Genomic DNA, 24,492 nt, shown 5'->3' with positions numbered 1-24,492 from the left:
CCTGCGATCGTTTACCATAGAGACGTCAATTTTTAACAGGATGGTATCACTGGTGTCTGACTCTGACGCGCGCCCTACTTTTTTATTCCACGACTACGAAACCTTCGGCACGCACCCGGCGCTTGACCGCCCGGCGCAGTTCGCCGCCATCCGCACCGATGAGGATTTCAACATCATCGGCGAGCCGGAGGTCTTTTACTGCAAGCCCGCCGATGACTACCTGCCACAGCCTGGCGCGGTGATGGTGACCGGCATTACGCCCCAGGAAGCGCGGGACAAAGGGGTTAACGAGGCCGAATTTGCTCGCCGTATTCACGCCCTTTTCACCGTTCCGAATACCTGCGTGGTGGGCTATAACAACATCCGTTTCGATGACGAAGTGACGCGCAATATCTTCTATCGCAACTTCTACGATCCCTACGCCTGGAGCTGGCAGAATCGCAACTCGCGCTGGGATTTACTGGATATCATGCGTGCCTGCCATGCGCTGCGCCCCGAGGGGATCACCTGGCCAGAAAATGAAGAAGGGTTAACCAGCTTCAGGCTGGAACACCTGACGCGCGCAAACGGCATTGAACACAGCAATGCCCACGACGCCATGGCCGATGTTTATGCCACGATTGCCATGGCGAAGCTGGTAAAAACGGCGCAGCCGCGTCTGTTTGACTATCTGCTGAGCCATCGCAGCAAGCAGAAACTCATCACCCTGATTGATGTGCCGCAGATGAAACCGCTGGTCCACATTTCCGGCATGTTTGGCGCATGGCGGGGGAATACCAGCTGGGTCGCTCCGCTGGCATGGCATCCCGATAACCGAAATGCGGTCATTATGGTCGATCTGGCGGGCGATATTTCTCCGCTGCTGGAACTCAACAGCGATACATTGCGCGAACGGCTGTATACCCCGAAAGACGCGTTGGGTGACGTGCCCGCCGTTCCGGTGAAACTGGTGCATATTAATAAATGCCCGGTGCTGGCACAGGCCAATACGCTGCGCCCGGAAGACGCCGACAGGCTGGGCATTAATCGCCAGCACTGCCTGGATAATTTGAAAGTGCTGCGCGATAACCCGCAGGTGCGCGAGAAAGTCGTCGCCATCTTTGCCGAGGCAGAGCCGTTCGTGCCGTCTGAAAACGTGGATGCGCAGCTCTATAACGGCTTCTTCAGCGATGCTGACCGTGCAGCAATGAACATTGTTTTGCAAACCGAGCCGCGTAATCTGCCGGCGCTGGATATTACCTTCGCTGACAAGCGCATCGAGAAACTGATGTTTAACTATCGGGCGCGTAATTACCCTGGCACGCTGGATGAGGCAGAGCAGGAACGCTGGTTGCAGCATCGTCGTAATATCTTCACGCCGGAATTCCTGCAACGCTACGCAGAAGAGCTGGAGATGCTGTACAGCCACTATAACGGGGATGCTGAAAAACAGGCGCAGCTGAAAGCGCTGTATCAGTATGTGCAGGAAATTGTCTGAGGAAATGCAGGCATAAAAAAACCGGAGGCAATGGTCTCCGGTTTTTTTTATGGGTTACGTATCAGGCAACGTCTTCGTACTGAGGTACGGGATTACGGAAGCTTTTGGTTACGCAGGCCAGGTAGATTAAACCAATAGCCGCCCAAATCAGACCCAGAACCATTGAGCTCTCTTCCAGGTTCACCCACAGCGCACCCACGGTCAGCGCGCCGCACATTGGCAGGAACAGGTACTGGAAGTGGTCTTTCAGCGTCTTGTTACGCTTCTCGCGGATCCAGAACTGCGAAATCACGGAGAGGTTTACAAAGGTAAACGCCACCAGTGCCCCGAAGTTGATCAGCGCCGTCGCCATCACGAGGTCGAAGTTAATCGCTAACAGCGCGATAGCCCCAACCAGAATGATGTTCATTGCTGGCGTGCGCCATGTCGGGTGGACATAGCCAAAGAAGCTTTTCGGGAACACGCCGTCACGGCCCATTACGTACATCAGACGCGCAACGCCCGCATGTGCAGCCATGCCCGACGCCAGAACGGTGATGGTAGAGAAAATCAGCGCCCCGACCTGGAACACTTTACCCGCCACGTAGAGCATGATTTCCGGCTGAGACGCATCCGGATCCTTAAAGCGCGAGATATCCGGGAAGTACAGCTGCAGGAAATAGGTGGCGAAGATAAAGATCAGTCCACCGATCAGCGCGGTCAGGAAGATAGCGCGCGGAATAACACGCTCTGCGTCTTTCGTCTCTTCCGACAGGTTGCTGATGCCGTCAAATCCGGTAAAGGAGAAGCACAGGATCGTCGCCCCGGTAATCATCGGAATGACATGCGCATCACCAGACCAGAACGGTTTGCTGCTCGCCAGGGTTCCCGCACCTTCACCGTGGAAGACGCCATAGATCACCATACCGAGAATAACGGCAATCAGCACTACCTGAAGCACCACGATAACAGAGTTAAAGTTGGCAACAGACTTGATGCTACGCAGGTTAAAAGCGGTCATAAAGGCCACCAGCGCAATCACGAATACCCACGAAGGTATCGATGGCACCAGGGCTTCAAAATAAATTTTTGCCAGTAAGATGTTGATCATCGGTGCGAACAGATAGTCGAGCAGCGAAGACCAACCCACCATAAAGCCAACGGTCGGGCTAATGGATTTCTGGGCATAGGTGTAGGCGGAACCGGCAGACGGATAGCGACGCACCAGCTTACCGTAGCTCAGCGCGGTAAACAGGATCGCGATCAGCGCGAAGGCGTAAGCCGTCGGAACGTGACCGTCTGTGAGGCCTGAAACGATACCAAATGTATCGAACAGCGTCATTGGTTGCATATAGGCAAGGCCCATCATAACAACCGGAAATAGCGTAAGCGTCTTACGTAATTCCACGCGAGAGGTGTTTGGAGTTGCATTATGCGACATTGGATGTCTCCTTAATGGTGATACCCGCCGCGTAAGCGAATGATTGCCCCATTTTCTGTATTCCTCAGCGACAACAACTGTCGGATTTTAGTAAATATCTATCCGGTACGAAGCCCGGCCTCTTGGTTTTTAGTTTCGTTTCGTACATGCAAAAAAAAATAACCGACGCCTTTTATATCGTCGATTATTCATTTGTTTGCAGCGGCGGCATTTTGCCCTATTCAAGAGGCAAAAGGCAATAGATTGAGAAACCCATCAATAAAATAATTTAACTAATTGCTTGAATTACCTTACTCAGGCTGAGTGTAAACGGCAGCAATAGCACTATTTGCTAAAATTTCATCCCGCCACCAGGCGCTCGCCAGCCCGGCGGTTTGTTCATTCCAGCCAACCCACACCGACTCATTACTGTTTTGGGCGATAACCTGCTTCTCAACCAGCGCCCCGCTTTCGATAAACCGCTGCGCGAGATAGCGCGGGAGGTATCCGCAACCCAGGCCGCTAATTTGCAGCTCGAGCTTGGTTTTAAAATCAAACACGGTGATTGCCTCCTGCTCGTCCAGCAGCTGCGACGATATAGCGCACTCCGCACGGGAGCTGTCCCCAACCACGATAGCGCGGAATCCTTTAATCACCCGTCGGTTGATGGGGTCAGGTTCGTTCGCCAGCGGGTGATGCGGTGCGACGACAAACACCTGGTCGAGCACGCCCAGACGGGCAAAACCGAAATCGCTGAGCTGGGGAGGTTCATGCAGCGCTCCGACGATGATATCCGCCCTGCCCTGGGTTAACGCATCCCAGGAGCCGCCCAGCACGCCGTTTATAAATACCAGCCGCGTCACGCTATGGCGTTCATAGAACGCTTCGATAAGCGGGTTCAGAAGAGAAAACGGAAAGGTATCATCAACGCCAATGACCAGCTCATTTTCCCAGCCCTGATGCAGTTTAATCGCCTGCTTTTCAAGCTCGCGAACGGTATGGAGCACGTCGCGCCCCTTCTCCAGCAGCATTTGCCCCGTACGGGTAAAACGCGCGCGGTGACCGGAGCGGTCGAGAATCTGGATATTGAGATCGCTCTCCAGCTTGTGAACGGTGTAACTCAGCGCAGAAGGCGTTTTAAAGAGCTTCGCTGACGCCGCAGCGAAGCTCCCCTCTTTTTCCAGCGCGTCCAGAATAATGAGAACATCCAGCAGCGGTTTCATGTTCGCCCCCTTGCGGTGTGCGAGTAACCCCGCTGATGGCATTACTCCATGGGCATAACCATCGGGTCGGGGTACTGATACTCAAACCCCAGTTCATGGCATATACGGTTGCCATCAATGATTTTGCCTTTCCCTTCTCCCCCTTCACTGCTGAAGACCGGGGGCGCCAGGCCAAGCTGGCGAGCCATGAGCGGATAAAATGTCTGACGCGCCGGATGAGAAGGCGCACATATATTATAGATGTGACCGCCTTTTGGAGCCTGTAACAACAGTTCGATTGCGCCAATAACGTCATCAAGATGCACCAGATTGACGCCCTGCTGCCCGTCCGGGGCTGATTTTCCGGCAAAGAAACGGCCCGGGTGACGTCCCGGCCCCACCAGCCCGGCAAGGCGCAAAATATCGACCTGGGTGCCCGGCAGGTTATGCAGCCAGTCTTCCAGCTCCTTCAGCACCTGACCACTGGCGGTGACAGGATGACGTTCTGTGGTCTCCTTCGCCGTCCCGTCGATGTTCCCGTAAACGGAGGTCGAGCTGGTAAACAGAATGCGCGGAATATGATGCGCGAGCGCGCTATCGACAATCTCCTGTACCGCCTGGCGGTAAAAGGTCTCTCCAGGCCCACTGCGGCGCGCCGGTAAGGTGATCACCAGCGCGTCGACGTTCATCAGGGCGTCCAGATCATCGGTATCACAGATCAACTCCGGTTCAAGGCGCAACTCGACGCCCTCTATCCCGCACATTCTGGCAGCTTCCACCCCATCCAGCGTGGTTTTACTGCCGGTCACCTGCCAGCCTTTCGCGGCTAATGACATCGCCAGCGGCATTCCCAACCACCCTAAACCGACAATTGCGACCTTTTTCATGTCCATTCTCCAGGCTTACTCACGTTTCTATTAAGGCTACGCCAGCACCGCTGATCACACAATTCATAGCATCAATATGAAATGAATTAATGATTAAAAAAAGCCCTTGCAAAGCAGCGTATAAGTGGTTTAGGTTAAAAGACATTACATGAATAAGCATTCATAGAGAAATTACATGACACGCGTTCAATTTAAACACCACCATCATCACCATCATCCTGACTAGTCTTTCAGGCGATGTGTGCTGGAAGACGTTTGGATCTTCCAGTGGTGCATGAACGCAATAAAAAGCCCCCGGAAGATCCTCTTCCGGGGGCTTTTTTTTGGACCAAATTCGGACAGGTTAACGAGGAATAAAGAATGTTAGATAACTCACGTTTACGCATAGCTATTCAAAAATCAGGCCGTTTGAGCGACGATTCACGCGAACTGCTGGCTCGCTGCGGAATTAAAATCAATTTACACACCCAGCGTCTGATTGCTCTGGCTGAAAATATGCCTATCGATATTCTGCGCGTACGTGATGACGATATTCCCGGGCTGGTAATGGATGGCGTGGTTGACCTCGGTATCATTGGTGAAAACGTGCTGGAGGAAGAACTGCTGACCCGCCGCGCGCAGGGCGAAGATCCACGCTATTTCACGCTCCGCCGCCTCGATTTCGGTGGTTGCCGCCTGTCGCTGGCTACACCGGCGGACGAAGCCTGGGACGGCCCGGCCGCGCTTAATGGCAAACGTATCGCCACCTCTTACCCGCACCTGCTCAAGCGTTACCTCGACCAGAAAGGCGTGCAGTTTAAATCCTGCCTGCTGAATGGCTCCGTTGAAGTCGCCCCGCGTGCGGGCCTGGCAGACGCCATCTGTGACCTCGTCTCTACCGGCGCAACCCTTGAAGCAAACGGCCTGCGTGAAGTGGAAGTGATTTACCGCTCCAAAGCCTGCTTGATCCAGCGTGACGGCGAGATGGACGATGCCAAGCAGCAGCTCATCGACCGCCTGTTAACCCGTATTCAGGGAGTGATTCAGGCCCGAGAATCAAAATACATCATGATGCATGCACCAACCGAACGCCTGGATGAAGTCATTGCTCTGCTGCCGGGCGCTGAACGCCCAACCATTCTGCCGCTGGCGGGGGATCAGCAACGCGTCGCCATGCACATGGTCAGCAGCGAAACCCTGTTCTGGGAAACCATGGAAAAACTCAAGGCGCTGGGGGCAAGCTCCATTCTGGTGCTGCCCATTGAGAAGATGATGGAGTAACGGCCATGAGCTTTAATACCATTATCGACTGGAATAGCTGCACTGAAGAGCAGCAAAGTGAATTACTGATGCGCCCGGCTATTTCTGCCTCTGAGGGTATCACCCGCACCGTCGCGGAGATCCTCAACAACGTCAAAACCCGTGGTGACGACGCGCTGCGCGAATACAGCGCAAAGTTCGACAAAACCGAGGTTGGCGCGTTAAAGGTGACCGAACAGGAAATCGCCGAGGCGGAAAAGCGCCTCGGCGACGAGATTAAACAGGCGATGGCGGTGGCGGTAAAAAACATCGACACCTTCCACACCGCGCAAAAACTGCAGACGGTGGACGTAGAAACGCTGCCAGGCGTTCGTTGCCAGCAGGTTACGCGTCCGGTTGCCTCGGTTGGCCTCTATATTCCTGGCGGCTCCGCCCCGCTGTTTTCCACCGTATTAATGCTGGCTACCCCGGCGCGTATCGCCGGTTGTCAGAAAGTGGTGCTCTGCTCCCCACCTCCGATTGCCGATGAAATTCTGTATGCCGCTAAGCTCTGCGGCGTGCAGGAAGTGTTTAAAGTGGGCGGTGCGCAGGCCATCTCGGCCCTGGCGTTTGGTACGCAATCCGTTCCCCGGGTCGATAAAATTTTCGGGCCAGGAAATGCGTACGTCACCGAAGCCAAGCGTCAGGTGAGCCAGCGTTTCGACGGCGCGGCCATTGATATGCCTGCGGGTCCATCAGAAGTGCTGGTGATTGCCGACAGCGGGGCCACGCCGGATTTTGTTGCCTCTGACTTGTTGTCTCAGGCGGAACACGGCCCGGATTCGCAGGTGATTTTGCTGACGCCGGATGCCGATATGGCAAAACGCGTGGGTGAAGCCGTTGATCGCCAGCTTGCCGATCTGCCCCGCGCCGAAACGGCCCGCCAGGCGTTATCCGCCAGCCGCCTGATTGTGGCCCGCGATGTTGAACAGTGTATTGCCATTTCTAACCAGTACGGCCCTGAGCACCTGATCGTTCAGACCCGCAACGCGCGCGAGCTGGTCGACAGCATTACCAGCGCCGGCTCGGTCTTCCTCGGCGACTGGTCCCCGGAATCCGCGGGTGATTATGCGTCAGGAACCAACCACGTGCTGCCGACGTACGGCTATACCGCAACCTGCTCCAGCCTCGGCCTGGCAGATTTTCAGAAACGTATGACCGTGCAGGAGCTTTCCCGCGAGGGCTTTGCCTCGCTGGCCTCGACCATTGAGACGCTGGCTGCCGCCGAGCGCCTGACCGCCCACAAAAACGCCGTTACGCTACGCGTGGCCGCCCTGAAGGAGCAAGCATGAACATTGAAGATTTAGCCCGTGAAAATGTCCGTCGACTGACGCCCTATCAGTCCGCGCGTCGTCTGGGCGGCAAAGGTGACGTCTGGCTAAACGCCAACGAATTTCCGACGGCGGTCGCCTTCGAGCTGTCTCAGCAGACGCTGAACCGCTACCCGGAGTGTCAGCCCAAAGCGGTGATTGAGAACTACGCTCAGTACGCAGGCGTCAAGCCCGAGCAGGTGCTGGTCAGCCGCGGGGCCGATGAAGGGATTGAACTGCTGATCCGCGCCTTCTGCGAGCCGGGCAACGATGCGGTGATGTTTTGTCAGCCTACCTACGGCATGTACAGCGTAAGCGCGGAAACCTTTGGCGTGGCGTGCCGCAACGTGCAGGCGCTGGACGACTGGCAGTTGGATCTGCAGGGCATCGCCGATAATCTTGAGGGCGTGAAGGTGGTCTTTGTTTGCAGCCCCAATAACCCAACCGGGCAAATTATCAATCCTCAGGATATCCGCACCCTGCTTGAGTTGACCCGCGGCAAAGCGCTGGTGGTGGCCGATGAAGCTTACATTGAGTTTTGCCCGCAGGCGACGCTGGCCGGCTGGCTTGCAGAGTATCCACACCTGGTAGTGCTGCGTACGCTGTCGAAAGCCTTCGCCCTGGCCGGCCTGCGCTGCGGCTTTACGCTGGCCAACAAAGAGGTGATCGACCTGCTGCTGAAAGTCATCGCCCCCTATCCGCTTTCTACGCCGGTGGCGGATATCGCCGCTCAGGCGCTGACCCCGCAGGGCATCAACGCCATGCGTGAGCGCGTGGCGCAGATCCTTGAAGAACGTCAGTACCTGATGACGGCCCTGAAGGCTATTCCATGCGTAGAGCAGGTGTTCGACTCCGAAACCAATTACATCCTGGCCCGCTTTACCGCCTCAAGTGCCGTATTTAAATCTTTATGGGATCAGGGCATTATCTTACGTGACCAAAACAAACAACCCTCCTTAAGCGGCTGCCTGCGTATTACCGTGGGGACCCGTGAAGAGAGCCAGCGCGTTATTGACGCCCTGAAAGCGGAGACAGTATGAGCCAGAAGTATCTCTTTATCGATCGAGACGGGACCCTTATCTCGGAACCCCCTGCCGATTTTCAGGTCGATCGTTTCGACAAGCTGGCTTTTGAACCCGACGTCATCCCGGTTCTGCTCCGGCTGCAAAAAGCGGGCTTTAAGCTGGTGATGATCACGAACCAGGACGGTCTGGGTACCGACAGCTTCCCGCAGGCAGACTTTGATGGCCCGCATAACCTGATGATGCAGATCCTGACCTCGCAGGGCGTGGCGTTTGATGAAGTACTCATCTGTCCGCACCTGCCTGCCGACGAATGCGACTGCCGTAAGCCTAAAGTGAAGCTGGTTGAACGTTATCTTGCCGAAGAGGCGCTGGATAAGGCCAACAGCTATGTGATCGGCGACCGCATCACCGACATCACACTGGCCGAAAACATGGGTATTACGGGGCTGCGCTACGACCGCGCCAGCCTCAACTGGGCAACGATTGGCGAGCAGTTAACCCAACGTGACCGCTACTCGCACGTGGAACGCAACACCAAAGAAACCCAGATTGACGTAAAGGTCTGGCTCGATCGCGAAGGCGGCAGCAAGATCCACACCGGCGTGGGTTTCTTCGATCATATGCTGGATCAGATTGCGACCCATGGCGGCTTTCGCATGGAAATCACCGTCAAAGGTGACCTGTACATCGACGATCACCACACCGTGGAAGATACCGGCCTGGCGCTGGGCGAAGCGCTGAAGCTGGCGCTGGGTGACAAGCGCGGCATTAATCGCTTTGGTTTTGTCCTGCCGATGGACGAATGTCTGGCGCGCTGTGCGATGGATATCTCCGGTCGCCCGCATCTGGAATATAAAGCAGACTTTACCTATCAGCGCGTCGGCGATCTGAGCACTGAGATGGTTGAGCACTTCTTCCGCTCGCTCACCTACACCATGGGTCTGACGCTGCACCTTAAAACCAAAGGCAAGAACGACCATCACCGCGTGGAAAGCCTGTTCAAAGCCTTTGGCCGCACGCTGCGCCAGGCCATTCGTGTCGACGGCGATGCACTGCCCTCGTCGAAAGGAGTGTTGTAATGAACGTGGTGATTCTGGATACCGGATGCGCCAACCTGAACTCGGTGAAATCGGCAATTATGCGCCACGACTACGAGCCGCAGGTCAGCCGCGATCCTGAAGTGGTGTTACGCGCAGACAAACTTTTCCTGCCGGGCGTGGGGACCGCGCAGGCGGCGATGGACCAAATCCACGAGCGTGAACTCGCGGACCTGATCAAAGCCTGTACTCAGCCGGTACTGGGGATTTGCCTGGGTATGCAGCTTCTCGGGCGTCGCAGCGATGAGTCGAACGGTGTCGACCTGCTGGGCATTATTGAAGAGGATGTGCCTAAGATGACCGACCACGGTCTGCCCTTGCCGCACATGGGCTGGAACCGCGTCTATCCAAAAGCGGGCGATCGGCTGTTTCGCGGTATCGACGACGGCGCGTACTTTTACTTCGTGCACAGCTATGCCATGCCGGTAAATACGTACACCATCGCCCAGTGCAGCTACGGCGAGGCGTTCACCGCCGCGGTGCAAAAAGATAACTTCTTTGGCGTGCAGTTTCATCCGGAGCGCTCCGGCGCTGCAGGCGCGCAGCTGCTGAAAAACTTCCTGGAGATGTGATGATTATTCCCGCTTTAGATTTGATTGACGGCACGGTTGTGCGTCTCCACCAGGGCGATTACGGCCAGCAGCGCGACTACGGTAACGACCCGCTGCCGCGCCTGCAGGATTATGCGACCCAGGGGGCTGAAGTTTTACACCTCGTCGATCTGACCGGCGCAAAAGATCCGGACAAGCGTCAGATACCCTTGCTCAAGAAACTGGTCGCCGGTGTGGCTGTCCCGGTGCAGGTTGGCGGCGGCGTGCGTACGGAAGAGGACGTTGCGGCCTTGCTGGACGCGGGCGTGGCGCGCGTGGTGGTGGGTTCAACCGCAGTGAAAGATCCTGAAACCGTCAAAGGCTGGTTCCGCCGCTTTGGCGCGGATGCGCTGGTGCTGGCGCTGGACGTGCGTATCGATGCAGAAGGCAATAAACAGGTTGCCGTCAGCGGCTGGCAGGAAAACTCCGGCGTAACGCTGGAGGCGCTGGTCGAGACATATCTCCCTGTTGGCCTGAAGCACGTGTTGTGTACGGATATTTCCCGCGACGGGACGCTGGCAGGCTCCAACGTCGGGTTATATGAAGAGGTCTGCGCCCGTTATCCGCAGGTCGCGTTCCAGTCTTCTGGCGGTATCGGTGATATCGGTGACGTTGCCGCCCTGCGCGGCACCGGCGTGCAGGGCGTGATTGTAGGACGCGCTTTACTGGAAGGTAAGTTTACGGTGACGGAGGCAATTCAATGCTGGCAAAACGGATAATCCCCTGCCTGGACGTGCGTAACGGCCAGGTGGTAAAAGGCGTGCAGTTCCGCAATCACGAGATCATCGGCGACATCGTGCCGCTGGCAAAACGCTACGCCGAAGAAGGCGCAGACGAACTGGTCTTTTACGATATCACCGCCTCCAGCGATGGACGCGTCGTCGACAAAAGCTGGGTGGCACGCGTGGCGGAAGTGATTGATATTCCCTTCTGCGTGGCGGGCGGGATTAAATCCGCGGACGATGCGGCCAAAACTCTCTCTTTCGGCGCTGACAAGATTTCAATCAACTCCCCCGCTCTGGCTGACCCGGACCTCATTACCCGCCTGGCTGACCGCTTTGGCGTGCAGTGTATTGTGGTAGGGATCGACACCTGGTACGACGATGCAACGGGCAAATATCACGTCAACCAGTACACCGGTGACGAAAGCCGGACCCGCATCACCCAATGGGAAACGCTGGACTGGGTGGAAGAAGTGCAGAGACGTGGCGCGGGCGAGATCGTGCTCAACATGATGAACCAGGACGGCGTGCGTAACGGCTACGATCTGGAGCAGCTCAAAAAGGTGCGTGCGGTATGCAACGTCCCGCTGATTGCCTCCGGCGGCGCGGGAACTCAGGAGCACTTCCTGGACGCCTTCCGCGTGGCGAACGTCGACGGCGCGCTGGCTGCCTCCGTGTTCCACAAACAGATTATCAATATTGGTGAGTTAAAAGCGTACCTGGCAGCTCAGGGCGTGGAGATCAGGGTATGTTAACAGAACAACAACAGAAACAGCTGGACTGGGAAAAAACGGATGGCTTACTGCCCGTAGTTGTGCAGCATGCCGTATCAGGCGAAGTGTTGATGCTGGGCTATATGAACAAGGACGCGCTGGCGAAAACCATCGACAGCGGAAAAGTGACCTTTTTCTCACGGACAAAACAGCGCCTGTGGACCAAAGGGGAAACCTCCGGTCATTTCCTCAATGTTGTCAGCATCACGCCGGACTGCGATAACGACACGCTGCTGGTGCTGGTAAACCCGATTGGCCCGACCTGCCATAAAGGCACCAGCAGCTGCTTCGGCGAAGCGAGCCACCAGTGGTTGTTCTTATACCAGCTGGAGCAATTGCTCGCCGAGCGTAAAACGGCCGATCCTGAAAGTTCCTACACGGCGAAGCTTTACGCGAGCGGAACCAAGCGTATTGCGCAGAAGGTGGGCGAAGAAGGCGTTGAGACCGCGCTGGCCGCGACGGTGCATGACCGGGATGAGCTGACCAACGAGGCGTCTGATTTGATGTATCACCTGCTGGTCCTACTACAGGATCAAGAGCTGGATTTAACGGCGGTGATAGAGAATCTCCGCAAGAGACATAAATAAAAAAGACCGGGGAGACCCGGTCTTTTTTTTGCCTGTGAATCAGGCTTTTGGTTTGTAGTTTCGCAGCGCGTTGCGGCCCAGTACTACTGCTGAACCGATAATCCCGCCAAGCAGTACGGCGAGGATCAGGGTGATGGCTTTTTTCGGGCTATCGCGACGGACGGGCAGGTTAGGCTTCATAACGTAGCGATAAACGTGAATGCTGTCTGGATTCACATTGAGGTTCTGAATATCCAGCAAGTTCTGTTTAGTCTGGTAGTAAGCACCAGAGAAGACCAGCGGACGCGAGGCTTCGTTATCAATCATGGATTTCAGCGCTTCGCTGCCCAGCAGGAACATCGTTTCCTGAGTGACATCCTGAGTTTGCTGAATTTGCGGGGTGGTAATTTTCGCCGCTTCAGCGTTTTTAAGCGCCTCAGAGATCTGTTTGATGCGCAGATCTTTCTGCTCCTGAGAAACCTTCTCCTGGTTTTCCAGAGAGTCGTTCAGGGTGGTGATCTGCTGCTTGATGTTGTCTTTAAGGTCGACGGTCAGCTCTTTTGCGGTCTGCTCATCAACCTGCTGAATGTACTGGGCTAGCTGCTTTTGTGCGGCTTCCGCAGACTCACCCTCATAACTTACCGTCAAAGGCAGGGCTTGCCCTTTAACCGTCGGCTCAATGGTCAGTTTTTCAGGTTGGTCCTGATTTTCAAGCGCCTGAGATAACGCGGAGAAGGAGGAGTTGAATCGACCGATCGCGCGAGTCTGAATATCGAGCATTGACGGCGCTGCGCCGCCGTAAAGGATATTCAACGCATTAGTGTACGTGGCGATTTGTGCCGCATCAGGCTGGGCAATGATGGCGGATGAGGTCCATTTCTCTTTTGCGACCGTGATATATACGCCAGCTAAAACGATAAAAACAGCGATAAATGCCCCGATTACCCACTTTCCGCGCCAAAGTTGCAGCACTAAATCAAGTAAATCAATTTGCTCCGGGTCCGTACTGCGCGTGACCAGGCTATTGTTGTTTTGCGTCATACAATCCCTAACAGATAAAAGGGCAAAAAAAATATGTTTATGTAGTTTATCTGTTACTGCGGATTTTTCTATAGGAATTCGATGAGTTATATCGTAAAGATGCGTTATGTAACTTACCAGCAACGCGTTATCATAGACACATTCTGGTGCCCTGAGCATCAACAAGAACGAAGCGTTAACGAGGAAAGATATGAAATTTTTGGTAACGGGCGCAGCAGGTTTTATCGGTTCGCATGTCAGCAAGCGACTTCTGGATGCTGGCCATCAGGTCGTAGGTATTGATAACCTGAATGACTACTATGACGTTAACCTTAAGCTGGCGCGTCTGGATCTGCTCAAATCCGACAATTTCTCTTTCCATAAACTGGATTTAGCCGACCGTGAAGGAATGGCTGCGCTCTTCGCCGATGAGAAGTTTGACCGTGTGATCCACCTGGCCGCTCAGGCAGGGGTTCGCTACTCGCTGGATAATCCCCATGCTTATGCGGATGCCAACCTGGTGGGTCATCTTAACGTGCTGGAAGGCTGTCGCCACAATAAGGTTCAACACCTGCTTTATGCCTCTTCCAGCTCCGTTTATGGGCTCAACCGTAAGATGCCTTTCTCTACGGACGATTCAGTGGATCACCCTGTTTCGCTGTACGCGGCAACCAAAAAGGCCAATGAGCTGATGTCGCATACCTACTCTCATTTGTACAACCTGCCAACGACCGGCCTGCGCTTCTTTACCGTGTACGGCCCGTGGGGACGCCCGGACATGGCCTTGTTCAAATTTACCAAAGCGATGATCGAAGGTAACCCGATTGATGTTTACAACTACGGTAAGATGAAACGAGACTTCACCTATATCGATGATATCGCCGAAGCCATCATCCGCCTGCAGGACGTTATCCCTCAAGCCAATGCGCAATGGACCGTTGAAAGCGGTTCGCCAGCGACCAGCTCTGCACCGTATCGCGTCTATAACATCGGCAACAGCTCTCCTGTTGAACTGATGGATTACATTACCGCGCTGGAAGATGCGCTCGGGAAAGAGGCCGAGAAAAATATGATGCCAATCCAGCCGGGTGACGTGCTGGAAACCAGCGCCGATACTCAGGCGCTGTATGAGGTAATTGGTTTTAAACCACAGACGTCAGTGAAAGATGGGGTGAAGAACTTTGTCGACTGGTACCGAAATTTCTATCAGGTTTAAAACAGAAAACCCGGCGTAATAGCCGGTTTTTTTATTGGGCAACAAAGTAAAACTCAGTCGCTTCCGAACAGATCGCGGGTATAAACCTTATCCTCTACATCCGCCAACTCTTCCGCCATACGGTTCGAGATAATCACATCCGCTTCTTTCTTAAAGGCATCCAGATCGCGAATCACGCGTGAGTGGAAGAACTCATCTTCCTGCATCGCAGGTTCATAGATAATAACCTGAACGCCTTTAGCCTTAATACGCTTCATGATCCCCTGAATGGAAGACGCGCGGAAGTTATCAGACCCGCTCTTCATGATCAGACGATAGACACCCACCACCTTCGGCTGACGCGCAAGGATCGAATCGGAGATGAAGTCTTTACGCGTGCGGTTGGCATCAACGATGGCAGAGATCAGGTTGTTCGGCACCGCCTGATAGTTAGCCAGCAACTGCTTGGTATCTTTTGGCAAGCAGTAGCCACCATAGCCAAACGACGGGTTGTTGTAGTGGTTGCCAATGCGCGGGTCGAGGCACACGCCTTCGATAATCTGGCGCGTATTCAGGCCCAGGCTCTCTGCATAGCTGTCTAACTCGTTGAAGTACGCTACGCGCATAGCCAGATAGGTATTCGCGAACAGCTTAATCGCTTCTGCTTCGGTGGAGTCCGTAAACAGAACCGGGATATCCTTCTTGATTGCGCCTTCCTGGAGCAACGCAGCAAAACGCTCCGCACGCTCAGAGCGCTCACCAATCACGATACGGGAGGGGTGCAGGTTATCGTATAACGCCCTGCCCTCACGCAGGAACTCTGGCGAGAAGAAGACATTATCAATACCCAACTCTTCTTTGATAGATTTGGTAAAGCCGACAGGAATGGTCGACTTGATGATCATCACGGCGTTAGGGTTGATTGAGATGACGTCCTTGATAACGGCTTCAACGGTAGAGGTGTTGAAATAGTTCGTTTTAGGATCGTAATCCGTTGGCGTCGCGATGATGACATAATCCGCGTCGCGGTAGGCATCCTCTTTGTCCGTGGTGGCGCGGAAGTTCAGCGGTTTGTTCGCCAGGTAATCCTGGATCTCTGTATCAACAATCGGGGACTTCTTCTGATTAAGCATGTCCACTTTAGACTGGACGATATCAAGCGCTACCACTTCGTGGTTCTGCGCAATCAGAATACCGTTTGATAGGCCAACGTAGCCGGTTCCGGAGATTGTTATTTTCATTCGTTCACTTCTTGCAGTTTGAGTGTCTGGTGCTCTTTCAGAGTCACCAAAATGAGAGCTGGGGATTTTTTATCGCTAATACGGATGGAGTGTCAAGGTGAATGCCTGAAGGGGCGAAGAGGTGTCCTGGGTCGAATCAAGGTAACAGAATGGTGGATCGACCCCCGATACACGACAAAACGGGCCCTTAACATGCGTTTCATAAAAAAAGTGAAACGAAAAGAACCCGTACTGTCGAGGATCAAATCAGACTAATCCCTTGGTTAGATTTAACAAATATTGACCGTAACCCGTCTTGTTCAGTGGCTCAGCCAGTTTTCTAAGCTGCTCTGCATCAATAAAGTTTCTGCGGTATGCAATCTCTTCAGGGCAGGAAACTTTTAACCCCTGGCGTTCTTCAATCGTGGCAATGAAATTACTCGCCTCAATCATACTCTGGTGCGTTCCGGTATCCAGCCATGCATAACCGCGTCTCATCATCGCCACGGACAATCGGCCCTGCTCCATATAGAGGCGATTTATATCGGTGATTTCCAATTCTCCGCGTTCAGATGGGCGCAAACTTTTCGCCATCGCGATCACATCGTTATCGTAAAAATAGAGACCGGTAATAGCATAGTTGCTCTTGGGCTGCTTTGGTTTCTCTTCAAGTCCAATCGCGGTCCCCTCTTTGTCAAACTCAACAACGCCGTAGCGTTCAGGATCGCTCACATGGTAAGCGAAAACCGTCGCCCCATCTTCCTGGCAGGCTGCGCTTTCGAGCAGCCTCGGCAAATCGTGTCCGTAGAAAATGTTATCCCCAAGCACAAGGGCACAGTTGTCCTCACCGATAAATTCTTCCCCCAGAATAAAGGCCTGCGCCAGGCCATCAGGGCTTGGTTGCACTTTATATTGCAGGCGCAGCCCCCACTGGCTACCATCACCAAGCAACTGTTCAAAACGAGGCGTGTCCTGCGGTGTGCTAATGATCAGGATATCTCTTATCCCTGCTAGCATTAGCGTAGAGAGCGGATAATAGATCATGGGCTTATCGTAAATCGGCAGCAGTTGCTTGCTAACAGCCATCGTTACGGGGTAAAGGCGTGTTCCCGACCCCCCCGCCAGTATAATACCCTTACGCTTGGTCATTAATTACGCTCCCCATAATTCTGCTCAATCCAACTTTTATAGGCACCACTTTTAACATGAGAGACCCACTCCGCATTGTTCAAATACCACTCGACAGTTTTACGTATTCCACTCTCGAAGGTCTCTAGCGGTTTCCATCCTAATTGGCTACTGATCTTACGGGAATCTATTGCATAGCGGCGGTCATGTCCTGGGCGGTCGGCTACATAGGTGATTTGTTCACGATAGGAACCGGCTTTGGGTACAATCTCATCAAGCAGATCGCAGATGGAGTGAACAACTTCAATGTTCTTTTTCTCGTTAAACCCACCAATATTATAGGTTTCCCCGACCTGCCCTGTCGTTAAGACGGTATAAAGCGCGCGGGCATGATCTTCAACATAGAGCCAGTCACGAATCTGATCACCTTTACCGTAAATTGGCAGTGGCTTATTTTCCAGCGCATTTAAGATGACAAGCGGAATAAGTTTTTCAGGAAAGTGGTAAGGCCCGTAGTTATTCGAACAGTTGGTCACGATTCCCGGCAACCCATACGTACGTATCCAGGCACGAACTAAATGATCACTCGATGCTTTTGACGCGGAATAAGGACTGCTTGGTGCGTAGGCCGTTTCCTCCGTGAAGAGCGGTAACGCTCTTCCCCCTTCTGATTCGTCTGGATGAGGCAAATCACCATAAACTTCATCTGTTGAAATATGGTGGAAACGAAACACGGATTTAGACATCTCATCCATCGAAGACCAGTACGCACGGCACGTCTCCAGCAGAACATAGGTGCCAACAATATTGGTTTCAATAAACGCTGCGGGGCCAGTAATTGAACGATCAACATGGCTTTCTGCAGCAAGATGCATTACTGCATCCGGTTGGTGGGTCGCAAAAATGCGCTCTATTGTGGCTTTATCGCAGATATCTGCGTGTTCAAAAAAATAGCGCTCGCTGGTGCTCACTTCACTCAATGATTCGAGATTTCCGGCATAGGTCAATTTATCAACGTTAACAACGCTATCCTGTGTATTGCCAATAATATGTCGTATAACCGCAGAACCAATAAAACCGGCACCGCCAGTAACAAGAATTTTCACGCAATCTATTCCGTTAAAGTGAGTTGAGTGGAGTGTACAAGATAAAAAAGCCCGGTATCGCTACCGGGCTTGATGGAATGGAAGATTCAGATTAATCCAGCCATTCGGTGTGGAACACACCTTCTTTATCAGTGCGCTTATAGGTGTGCGCGCCGAAATAGTCGCGCTGCGCCTGAATCAGGTTCGCAGGCAGTACGGCTGCACGATAGCTATCGTAATATGCGACAGCAGCAGAGAAGGTAGGTACCGGAATGCCGTTCTGCACGGCATAAGCAACCACGTCACGCAGCGCCTGCTGGTATTCGTCGGCAATTTTCTTGAAGTACGGCGCCAACAGTAGGTTTGCGATACCCGCATTTTCAGAATAGGCATCGGTGATTTTCTGCAGGAACTGGGCGCGAATGATGCAGCCAGCGCGGAAGATCTTCGCGATTTCGCCGTAGTTCAGATCCCAGTTATTTTCGTCTGAAGCGGCGCGCAGCTGCGAGAAGCCTTGTGCATAAGAGACGATTTTACCGAGATACAACGCACGACGAACTTTCTCAACGAACTCGGCTTTATCACCGGCGGGTTTCGCCTGCGGGCCAGACAGCACTTTAGATGCTGCAACGCGCTGCTCTTTCAGAGAAGAGATGTAACGCGCGAAGACGGACTCGGTGATCAGGGACAGCGGCTCGCCCAGATCCAGCGAGCTCTGGCTGGTCCACTTACCGGTACCTTTGTTAGCAGCTTCATCCAGAATCACATCGACCAGGTATTTACCTTCTTCATCTTTCTTAGTGAAGATATCTTTGGTGATGTCGATCAGGTAGCTGTTCAGCTCGCCTTTATTCCACTCGGTAAAGGTCTCAGCCAGCTCTTCATTGGAGAGGTTCAGGCCGCCTTTCAACAAGGAGTACGCTTCAGCAATAAGCTGCATGTCGCCATATTCGATGCCGTTGTGAACCATCTTCACATAGTGGCCCGCACCGTCAGCACCGATATAGGTCACGCATGGCTCACCATCTTCGGCGACAGCTGCAATTTTGGTCAGAATTGGAGCAACCAGCTCATACGCTTCTTTCTGGCCACCCGGCATGATAGATGGGCCTTTCAGGGCACCCTCTTCACCACCGGACACACCGGTACCGATGAAGTTGAAGCCTTCAGCTGACAATTCACGGTTACGACGAATGGTGTCCTGGAAGAAGGTGTTACCGCCATCAATGATGATGTCGCCTTTATCCAGATAAGGCTTCAGGGAGTCGATTGCAGCATCGGTACCCGCGCCCGCTTTTACCATTAACAGGATACGACGTGGCGTTTCGAGAGACTCAACAAACTCTTTAACCGTATAGAAAGGAACCAGTTTCTTGCCTGGGTTCTCGGCAATCACTTCTTCGGTTTTTTCACGGGAGCGGTTGAAAACGGAGACGGTATAACCACGGCTTTCGATGTTGAGCGCCAGGTTGCGCCCCATCACTGCCATACCGACAACGCCGATCTGTTGCTTGGACATTACATACTCCTGTCAGGTGTGGTCGCCGCGACTATGCGCGGCTTGAAATGTGGCTTAGATGTTAACTCAGGATGAGCCTGAGTAGATAGCGGAAGATGCGATTCAGAGGGGCGTTAGATGAACGCCTTGGCAAAGGAAGGATCAAAAGGCCCCTCTTTCACTTCCATCATTAGTGCTCTCGGAGAGAGACATTCGACACTGTGTATATCACCCGGAGAAAACTCGACTACGTTTATTGCGGTATTCTCTCCTGCGACAAATTGATTAATGATTCCGCCATCTTTGCCATACAAGCAAACCTGCACTTGCCCTTGCATAACGATGAACATCTCCCATTGATGAGGGAGTTCGTGGAAATGCGGGTCGACATAACTGCCCTTAACCAGAGCAATGAGCAACCTCTGCACTTTATCCTGGTGCGAATTATGCATTAGAAGGTGAGCGCGCAAGCGTGCAGAATGCTCGGCTTGTTCGTATAAGGCTTCAAGCTGATGAGTATCAATTAGTCGCATTACATGCCTCTAACCTCATTTCGATAGTCTGTGCCGCAGACTCGACTGAGAATTTTTCTTTCAACAATACATTCGCACCTAAGCCGAATTGGCGACGCGCGGCAACATCTTTAAGCATTAGCAGTGCGGACTCATGAAGTTTATCATCCTCACCATTTATATGAATTAATCCGGCATTATTTTGATTAACGACATCAAGCAAATCATTACCAGCATTCACACTGCCTAATATAGGTAAGGACTGAACCATATATCCTAACAATTTCCCAGGAAAATTGTGAGATGAGTGTCTGGCAGAAAGCGAAAAAAGGCCAACATCCATTTCCGACAGGATAAATTTGAATTCATCCTGATTGACAGAGGCCATATACGTGAAGTTAGGCAAAGCCCACTCGGCAGCCAAAGAATTGATTAATTCAACCTCATCTCCCTGCCCGACAAATAAAAAGTGAGCCTGGGGATGCTCAGCCATTTTTCGGGCAAGACGCATCAGATTCCCCATATCCTGCGCATGACCGATATTCCCTCCATAGAAGAAAATAACTTTATCTTCAAGGCCAAGACGCTGACGCAATGGTATATAACCCTGGGGTAGTACCGTCGGCGTGAGAGAAGCCCAGTTACGCAAAACCTCACAAGGATAACCTTTATTGGTCATCCGAAAGACGTCAAGATTCTTATCTGACATCAGCCCGATACGGTTTGCCTGACGATAAGACATTCTTTCGAAAAGACGGAAATAACGTTCGATGAGAGAACCGGCTTTTAACATTCCAGCGTCTATCACCCATTGCGGAAACATATCTCTCAAAATCAGGTAAGCCGGACACTGGCAACGGAATTTAATTTTCTTAACTAAGTGCCCCCAGAAAATGGAGGGTGAGTAATAAACGACCCCATCGAAAGTTTCTTTTTTTATCTGGCCTTTAATGGAGTTCCAGGCCCGAAATGAAAGAAACGTTTCATTAATGGCACGTTGAATTTTACTCACATCCTTGAGAGGCCCGCTTTTGAAACGCCATGTTTTGACCCCTTGGAAGGTGTCAAAAGACACATCTTCCTGGAGACGGGTATCAGGTGTAATTACCGTAACATCATGCCCACGGCGAATAAATTCCTGAGCCAACTCATGAAACATTTTTGCACCAACTCGAGTACTATTGGGCAGGTAATCATCTATGATTAAAGCAAGTTTCATCAGTATTCTTTCCAGACGACTCGCTTGACATAATCGGTATAAGAGTGAACGATTCTGACGACTTTATCCGACACATTAGGCATGCTGTAGTCACTGACTTGTCGTAAAAGACGGTTTTCGCCACGAGGCTGTGTTGCCAGAATATCCAGTGCCTGTAGAACGCGTTCACACTCCAGACCCACCATCATGACAGAGGCTTCTTCAAAGCCCTCTGGACGCTCATGTGCTTCCCGAATATTTACCGCCGGGAAATTCATAATGGAGGATTCTTCAGTGATCGTACCGCTGTCAGACAGCACAGCGCGTGAGTTTTTCTGCAAATGATTGTAATCATGGAAACCTAACGGTTTCAGCAGATTAATATTTGGATGGAATTCAATCCCTTGCTCATTAATACGGTTACGTGTCCGCGGATGAGTGGATACAATAACCGGCAAATCATATTTTTCAGCAATAGTATTGAGAATGGTCGCAAGCTTGACAAGCTGTTTGGGAGAATCAACATTCTCTTCACGATGCGCGCTGACGACGAAAAATCCGCCCGGACGCAGGTTCAGTCGCGAGAGTACATCCGAATTATCGATTTGAGGCATGTAATGCGTAAGTACCTCAAACATTGGGCTACCGGTTTTGATAATTCGGTCTGCGGGGAGGCCTTCAGCCAGAAGATATTCACGTGCAATATCACTATAGGTCATATTGATGTCAGCGGTATGGTCGACGATACGTCGATTGGTCTCTTCCGGGACTCGCTGATCGAAACAACGGTTGCCGGCTTCCATATGGAAGATAGGCACTTTACGGCGCTTGGCCGGGATAGCAGAAATACAGGAGTTAGTATCACCTAGCACCAACATTGCTTCAGGCTTTTCGGATTCGAGTACCTCATCAACTTTGATGATAACCTGACCGATAGTTTCTGCAGCATTTTTCCCGGCAGCATTTAAAAAGTAATCGGGTTTTCGTACACCAAGGTCATTAAAGAACACTTCGTTTAGCTCATAATCATAGTTTTGACCAGTATGGACAAGAATATGTTCGCAGTGTTCATCAAGCTTTGCGAGAACGCGTGACAGACGGATAATCTCAGGGCGCGTACCAACAACAGACATAATTTTTAATTTTTTCATTACAGAGGTCTCGCAATAGTATCAGGCTCATCACGATTGAAAATTTCGTTTGCCCAGAGCATGACTATCAACTCATCATTTCCAATATTTGTAACATCATGCGTCCAGCCGGGGACTGTTTCAACGATTTTGAAATCATCTGATGAAACATTCAGCTCATATCGCTCACCGGTAATCACATGTTCAAACTTGAAGCATGCCTGGCCCCGAATGACCAGAAACTTTTCATTTTTGGTGTGATGATAATGACCACCACGTGTAATGCCGGGATGTGCGGTGAAAAATGAAAACTGCCCCGCTGAAGGGGTTTTTAACATCTCGCAAAAGACCCCTCGGGCGTCCCCATAGGAGGGAACTGAGTACGCAAACATATCGGCAGGGAGATAACTTAACCACGTCGAATAAAGCGCACGGGAGAACCCTGTACCTACAGCCTCAGTGACAAGAGTGGTACGGCTTTCTTTGAAGCGATATAGTAATTCAGCCACCTCACCTACTGTCGTCGAATATACTGGCTCAACAGTTTTGTACCCGCTTTCAACCTTTTCAGACAAGAGCTTTATCGCATCAGTACAGACATCATCAATATATACAAGATTAACAGGCGCGGAAGAATCATTGATAGTAATATCGATGTTGTTGGCAATATTATGGCAGAAGGTTGCCACGAACGAATTGTAATTTGGCTTACACCATTTGCCAAAAACATTCGGGTAACGATAAATAAAGTATGCTGCACCGCTTTCAGCTGCATAGCGTTCAATTTGTTTTTCAGCTGCAGCTTTACTTTGACCATAAGCATTATCCAATTCAGCCTGAATGGAAGAACTGATCATAATGGGTATACTTTTATGCTTGGCTAAAAGAGAATCCACTATCTGTTGAGTTAGATTGCTATTCCCCTCGGCAAACTCTTCGACGTTTTTAGGTCGATTGATACCCGCGAGATGATAGACAAATTCAGCTTCTTGCAGGCCATTTTCCAGCTCAGCCGCATTTGAATCGCGGTCAATCTTTACAAGGTCACTGTACCCTGCTTCCTGAAGGCGTAAGCACAGGTTACGTCCGATAAAGCCATCAGCTCCAGTAATCAGGATTTTCATGTCAGGCGTCCAGATCGTAATGTTCACCCGCGCGCAGTGCGCGAATAAAAGGTAATTTCAGAAGAAGTGTTTTCATCCCTTCAACATCCAGTCTCTGCGTATTGTGCGAGTTATAATCCTCTACAACAGAGATACGGCTATCACCTTGTTCAACATATTTCCCATAGTTAAGATCGCGCAGGTCAGGTGGAACACGGTAATAATCCCCCATGTCGATGGCGGCAATCATCTCTTCACGGCTAAGCAGCGCTTCATAAAGCTTCTCACCATGGCGCGTTCCGATGACATTGACAGGATGTTGCTCAACGTTAAGAAGCTCTTTCAGAGCAATAGCTAATGTTTCAATCGTTGCGGCTGGCGCTTTTTGAACAAAAATATCGCCATTATTGCCATGCTCAAACGCATATAGGACCAAATCGACAGCATCTTCAAGCGTCATCATGAAACGAGTCATATTTGGGTCAGTGATCGTTAGCGCTTTACCCGCTTTGATCAGATCTACGAACAAGGGAATGACAGAACCACGGGAAGCCATCACGTTGCCGTAACGAGTACCGCAAATCACAGTTTTGTCGCTATTAACATTACGTGATTTTGCGACCATCACTTTTTCCATCATTGCCTTCGAAATACCCATAGCATTGATAGGATAAACTGCTTTATCAGTGCTTAAGCAAACGACACGTTTAACTTGGTTGGCGATTGCTGCTTCAAGAACATTTTCTGTACCTAGTACGTTTGTTTTTACTGCTTCCAGTGGATGAAATTCACATGAAGGAACTTGTTTTAATGCAGCTGCATGATAGATAAAATCGACGCCTCGCGCAGCACTCAGGATACTGGAATAATCCCTTACATCACCAATATAAAATTTCAACTTTGAGTTATTGTATTTTTTCCGCATGTCGTCTTGTTTTTTTTCATCGCGGGAAAAAATTCGTATTTCTTTTATATCTGTTTCAAGAAAACGGTTAAGCACAGCGTTACCAAAAGAGCCGGTCCCGCCAGTAATAAGTAAAACTTTATCTTTAAACATGTTCAACACCTCAATATCAA

At 51.7% G+C, this 24,492-nt stretch carries 24 protein-coding genes and 1 other annotated feature; of the genes, 11 read left to right on the top strand and 13 right to left on the bottom strand.

All coding sequences use genetic code 11. The features are described from left to right. Positions 1-40: 40 nt before the first annotated feature. The gene (gene sbcB / locus ACWKX3_RS02185; protein WP_454541196.1) at positions 41-1,477 is read left to right on the top strand and encodes an exodeoxyribonuclease I; all 1,437 of its coding nucleotides are present in this window, start codon (positions 41-43) and stop codon (positions 1,475-1,477) included. A 61-nt stretch (positions 1,478-1,538) separates the two neighbouring features. On the opposite strand, the gene plaP is transcribed toward sbcB, so the two are convergent. The 3 genes from plaP to ACWKX3_RS02170 form a co-directional block, all read right to left on the bottom strand. After that, complete coding sequence (plaP, locus tag ACWKX3_RS02180; protein WP_042320177.1) at positions 1,539-2,897, bottom strand: putrescine/proton symporter PlaP; 1,359 nt, start codon at positions 2,895-2,897, stop codon at positions 1,539-1,541. Positions 2,898-3,187: 290 nt separating this feature from the next. Beyond that, entirely contained in the window at positions 3,188-4,099 is a 912-nt protein-coding gene (locus ACWKX3_RS02175) for a LysR family transcriptional regulator (protein WP_454541195.1), read from the bottom strand. Positions 4,100-4,140: 41 nt separating this feature from the next. Further along, on the bottom strand, positions 4,141-4,965 hold the full coding sequence (locus ACWKX3_RS02170) for an SDR family oxidoreductase (RefSeq protein WP_058610117.1): 825 nt from the start codon (positions 4,963-4,965) through the stop codon (positions 4,141-4,143). A 175-nt stretch (positions 4,966-5,140) separates the two neighbouring features. On the opposite strand from ACWKX3_RS02170, the gene hisL reads away from it, so the two are divergent. The 9 genes from hisL (at position 5,141) to hisIE (ending at position 12,347) form a co-directional block, all read left to right on the top strand. Then, positions 5,141-5,191: a his operon leader peptide gene (gene hisL / locus ACWKX3_RS02165; protein ID WP_001364200.1), complete on the top strand. Its 51-nt coding sequence runs from the start codon at positions 5,141-5,143 to the stop codon at positions 5,189-5,191. After that, positions 5,167-5,290, top strand: a sequence feature (His leader region). Its footprint overlaps the gene before it by 25 nt. A gap of 35 nt (positions 5,291-5,325) precedes the next feature. Then, a complete protein-coding gene (gene hisG, locus ACWKX3_RS02160; protein WP_006176273.1) occupies positions 5,326-6,225 on the top strand; it encodes an ATP phosphoribosyltransferase in 900 nt (299 codons plus the stop codon). A 5-nt stretch (positions 6,226-6,230) separates the two neighbouring features. Beyond that, positions 6,231-7,535 (top strand): histidinol dehydrogenase, encoded by a 1,305-nt coding sequence (hisD, locus tag ACWKX3_RS02155; protein WP_454541194.1) that lies wholly within the window; start codon positions 6,231-6,233, stop codon positions 7,533-7,535. Further along, on the top strand, positions 7,532-8,593 hold the full coding sequence (hisC, locus tag ACWKX3_RS02150) for a histidinol-phosphate transaminase (protein ID WP_220710340.1): 1,062 nt from the start codon (positions 7,532-7,534) through the stop codon (positions 8,591-8,593). The genes hisD and hisC overlap by 4 nt, the downstream gene beginning before the upstream one ends. Further along, on the top strand, positions 8,590-9,657 hold the full coding sequence (gene hisB, locus ACWKX3_RS02145) for a bifunctional histidinol-phosphatase/imidazoleglycerol-phosphate dehydratase HisB (protein WP_006176276.1): 1,068 nt from the start codon (positions 8,590-8,592) through the stop codon (positions 9,655-9,657). The genes hisC and hisB overlap by 4 nt, the downstream gene beginning before the upstream one ends. Beyond that, entirely contained in the window at positions 9,657-10,247 is a 591-nt protein-coding gene (hisH, locus tag ACWKX3_RS02140; RefSeq protein ID WP_088208157.1) for an imidazole glycerol phosphate synthase subunit HisH, read from the top strand. Before hisB ends, hisH begins: the two co-directional genes overlap by 1 nt. Next, a complete protein-coding gene (gene hisA / locus ACWKX3_RS02135; protein ID WP_058610112.1) occupies positions 10,247-10,984 on the top strand; it encodes a 1-(5-phosphoribosyl)-5-[(5-phosphoribosylamino)methylideneamino]imidazole-4-carboxamide isomerase in 738 nt (245 codons plus the stop codon). Before hisH ends, hisA begins: the two co-directional genes overlap by 1 nt. Next, on the top strand, positions 10,966-11,742 hold the full coding sequence (gene hisF, locus ACWKX3_RS02130) for an imidazole glycerol phosphate synthase subunit HisF (RefSeq protein ID WP_454541193.1): 777 nt from the start codon (positions 10,966-10,968) through the stop codon (positions 11,740-11,742). The genes hisA and hisF overlap by 19 nt, the downstream gene beginning before the upstream one ends. After that, the gene (hisIE, locus tag ACWKX3_RS02125; RefSeq protein ID WP_454541192.1) at positions 11,736-12,347 is read left to right on the top strand and encodes a bifunctional phosphoribosyl-AMP cyclohydrolase/phosphoribosyl-ATP diphosphatase HisIE; all 612 of its coding nucleotides are present in this window, start codon (positions 11,736-11,738) and stop codon (positions 12,345-12,347) included. The genes hisF and hisIE overlap by 7 nt, the downstream gene beginning before the upstream one ends. A 39-nt stretch (positions 12,348-12,386) precedes the next feature. Here hisIE and wzzB read toward each other — a convergent pair whose 3' ends face one another. Then, a complete protein-coding gene (gene wzzB, locus ACWKX3_RS02120; RefSeq protein WP_454541191.1) occupies positions 12,387-13,367 on the bottom strand; it encodes an LPS O-antigen chain length determinant protein WzzB in 981 nt (326 codons plus the stop codon). A gap of 190 nt (positions 13,368-13,557) precedes the next feature. Here wzzB and ACWKX3_RS02115 point away from each other — a divergent pair, with 190 nt between their 5' ends. Beyond that, positions 13,558-14,562 carry an NAD-dependent epimerase gene (locus ACWKX3_RS02115; protein WP_442779799.1) on the top strand — a complete coding sequence of 335 codons (1,005 nt, stop codon included), beginning with the start codon at positions 13,558-13,560 and terminating at the stop codon, positions 14,560-14,562. A 53-nt stretch (positions 14,563-14,615) separates the two neighbouring features. Here ACWKX3_RS02115 and ugd read toward each other — a convergent pair whose 3' ends face one another. The 9 genes from ugd to fnlA all read right to left on the bottom strand — a co-directional run bounded on the left by ugd (position 14,616) and on the right by fnlA (position 24,472). Then, the gene (gene ugd, locus ACWKX3_RS02110) at positions 14,616-15,782 is read right to left on the bottom strand and encodes a UDP-glucose 6-dehydrogenase (RefSeq protein WP_101737349.1); all 1,167 of its coding nucleotides are present in this window, start codon (positions 15,780-15,782) and stop codon (positions 14,616-14,618) included. 246 nt (positions 15,783-16,028) lie between these two features. Next, a complete protein-coding gene (gene rfbA / locus ACWKX3_RS02105; protein ID WP_101737348.1) occupies positions 16,029-16,910 on the bottom strand; it encodes a glucose-1-phosphate thymidylyltransferase RfbA in 882 nt (293 codons plus the stop codon). Continuing rightward, positions 16,910-17,995, bottom strand: coding sequence for a dTDP-glucose 4,6-dehydratase (rfbB, locus tag ACWKX3_RS02100; RefSeq protein WP_101737347.1), 1,086 nt, complete (start codon positions 17,993-17,995; stop codon positions 16,910-16,912). The genes rfbA and rfbB overlap by 1 nt, the downstream gene beginning before the upstream one ends. Before the next feature lie 91 nt (positions 17,996-18,086). Then, entirely contained in the window at positions 18,087-19,493 is a 1,407-nt protein-coding gene (gene gndA, locus ACWKX3_RS02095) for an NADP-dependent phosphogluconate dehydrogenase (RefSeq protein ID WP_058610104.1), read from the bottom strand. A gap of 113 nt (positions 19,494-19,606) precedes the next feature. Then, a complete protein-coding gene (locus ACWKX3_RS02090; protein ID WP_101737346.1) occupies positions 19,607-20,005 on the bottom strand; it encodes a WbuC family cupin fold metalloprotein in 399 nt (132 codons plus the stop codon). Continuing rightward, positions 19,992-21,203, bottom strand: coding sequence for a glycosyltransferase family 4 protein (locus tag ACWKX3_RS02085; protein ID WP_454541190.1), 1,212 nt, complete (start codon positions 21,201-21,203; stop codon positions 19,992-19,994). The genes ACWKX3_RS02090 and ACWKX3_RS02085 overlap by 14 nt, the downstream gene beginning before the upstream one ends. Further along, positions 21,203-22,333, bottom strand: a complete 1,131-nt coding sequence (wecB, locus tag ACWKX3_RS02080; RefSeq protein ID WP_101737344.1) for a non-hydrolyzing UDP-N-acetylglucosamine 2-epimerase — start codon at positions 22,331-22,333, stop codon at positions 21,203-21,205. The genes ACWKX3_RS02085 and wecB overlap by 1 nt, the downstream gene beginning before the upstream one ends. Continuing rightward, positions 22,333-23,436, bottom strand: coding sequence for a UDP-2-acetamido-2,6-beta-L-arabino-hexul-4-ose reductase (wbjC, locus tag ACWKX3_RS02075; protein ID WP_101737343.1), 1,104 nt, complete (start codon positions 23,434-23,436; stop codon positions 22,333-22,335). The genes wecB and wbjC overlap by 1 nt, the downstream gene beginning before the upstream one ends. Before the next feature lies 1 nt (position 23,437). Continuing rightward, on the bottom strand, positions 23,438-24,472 hold the full coding sequence (fnlA, locus tag ACWKX3_RS02070) for a UDP-N-acetylglucosamine 4,6-dehydratase/5-epimerase (RefSeq protein ID WP_454541189.1): 1,035 nt from the start codon (positions 24,470-24,472) through the stop codon (positions 23,438-23,440). Positions 24,473-24,492 lie beyond the last annotated feature (20 nt).

Source organism: Enterobacter sp. UPMP2052, assembly GCF_053709675.1.
The sequence above is the reverse complement of the archived record's forward strand: the minus strand, read 5'-3'. Positions and strand labels throughout refer to the sequence as shown.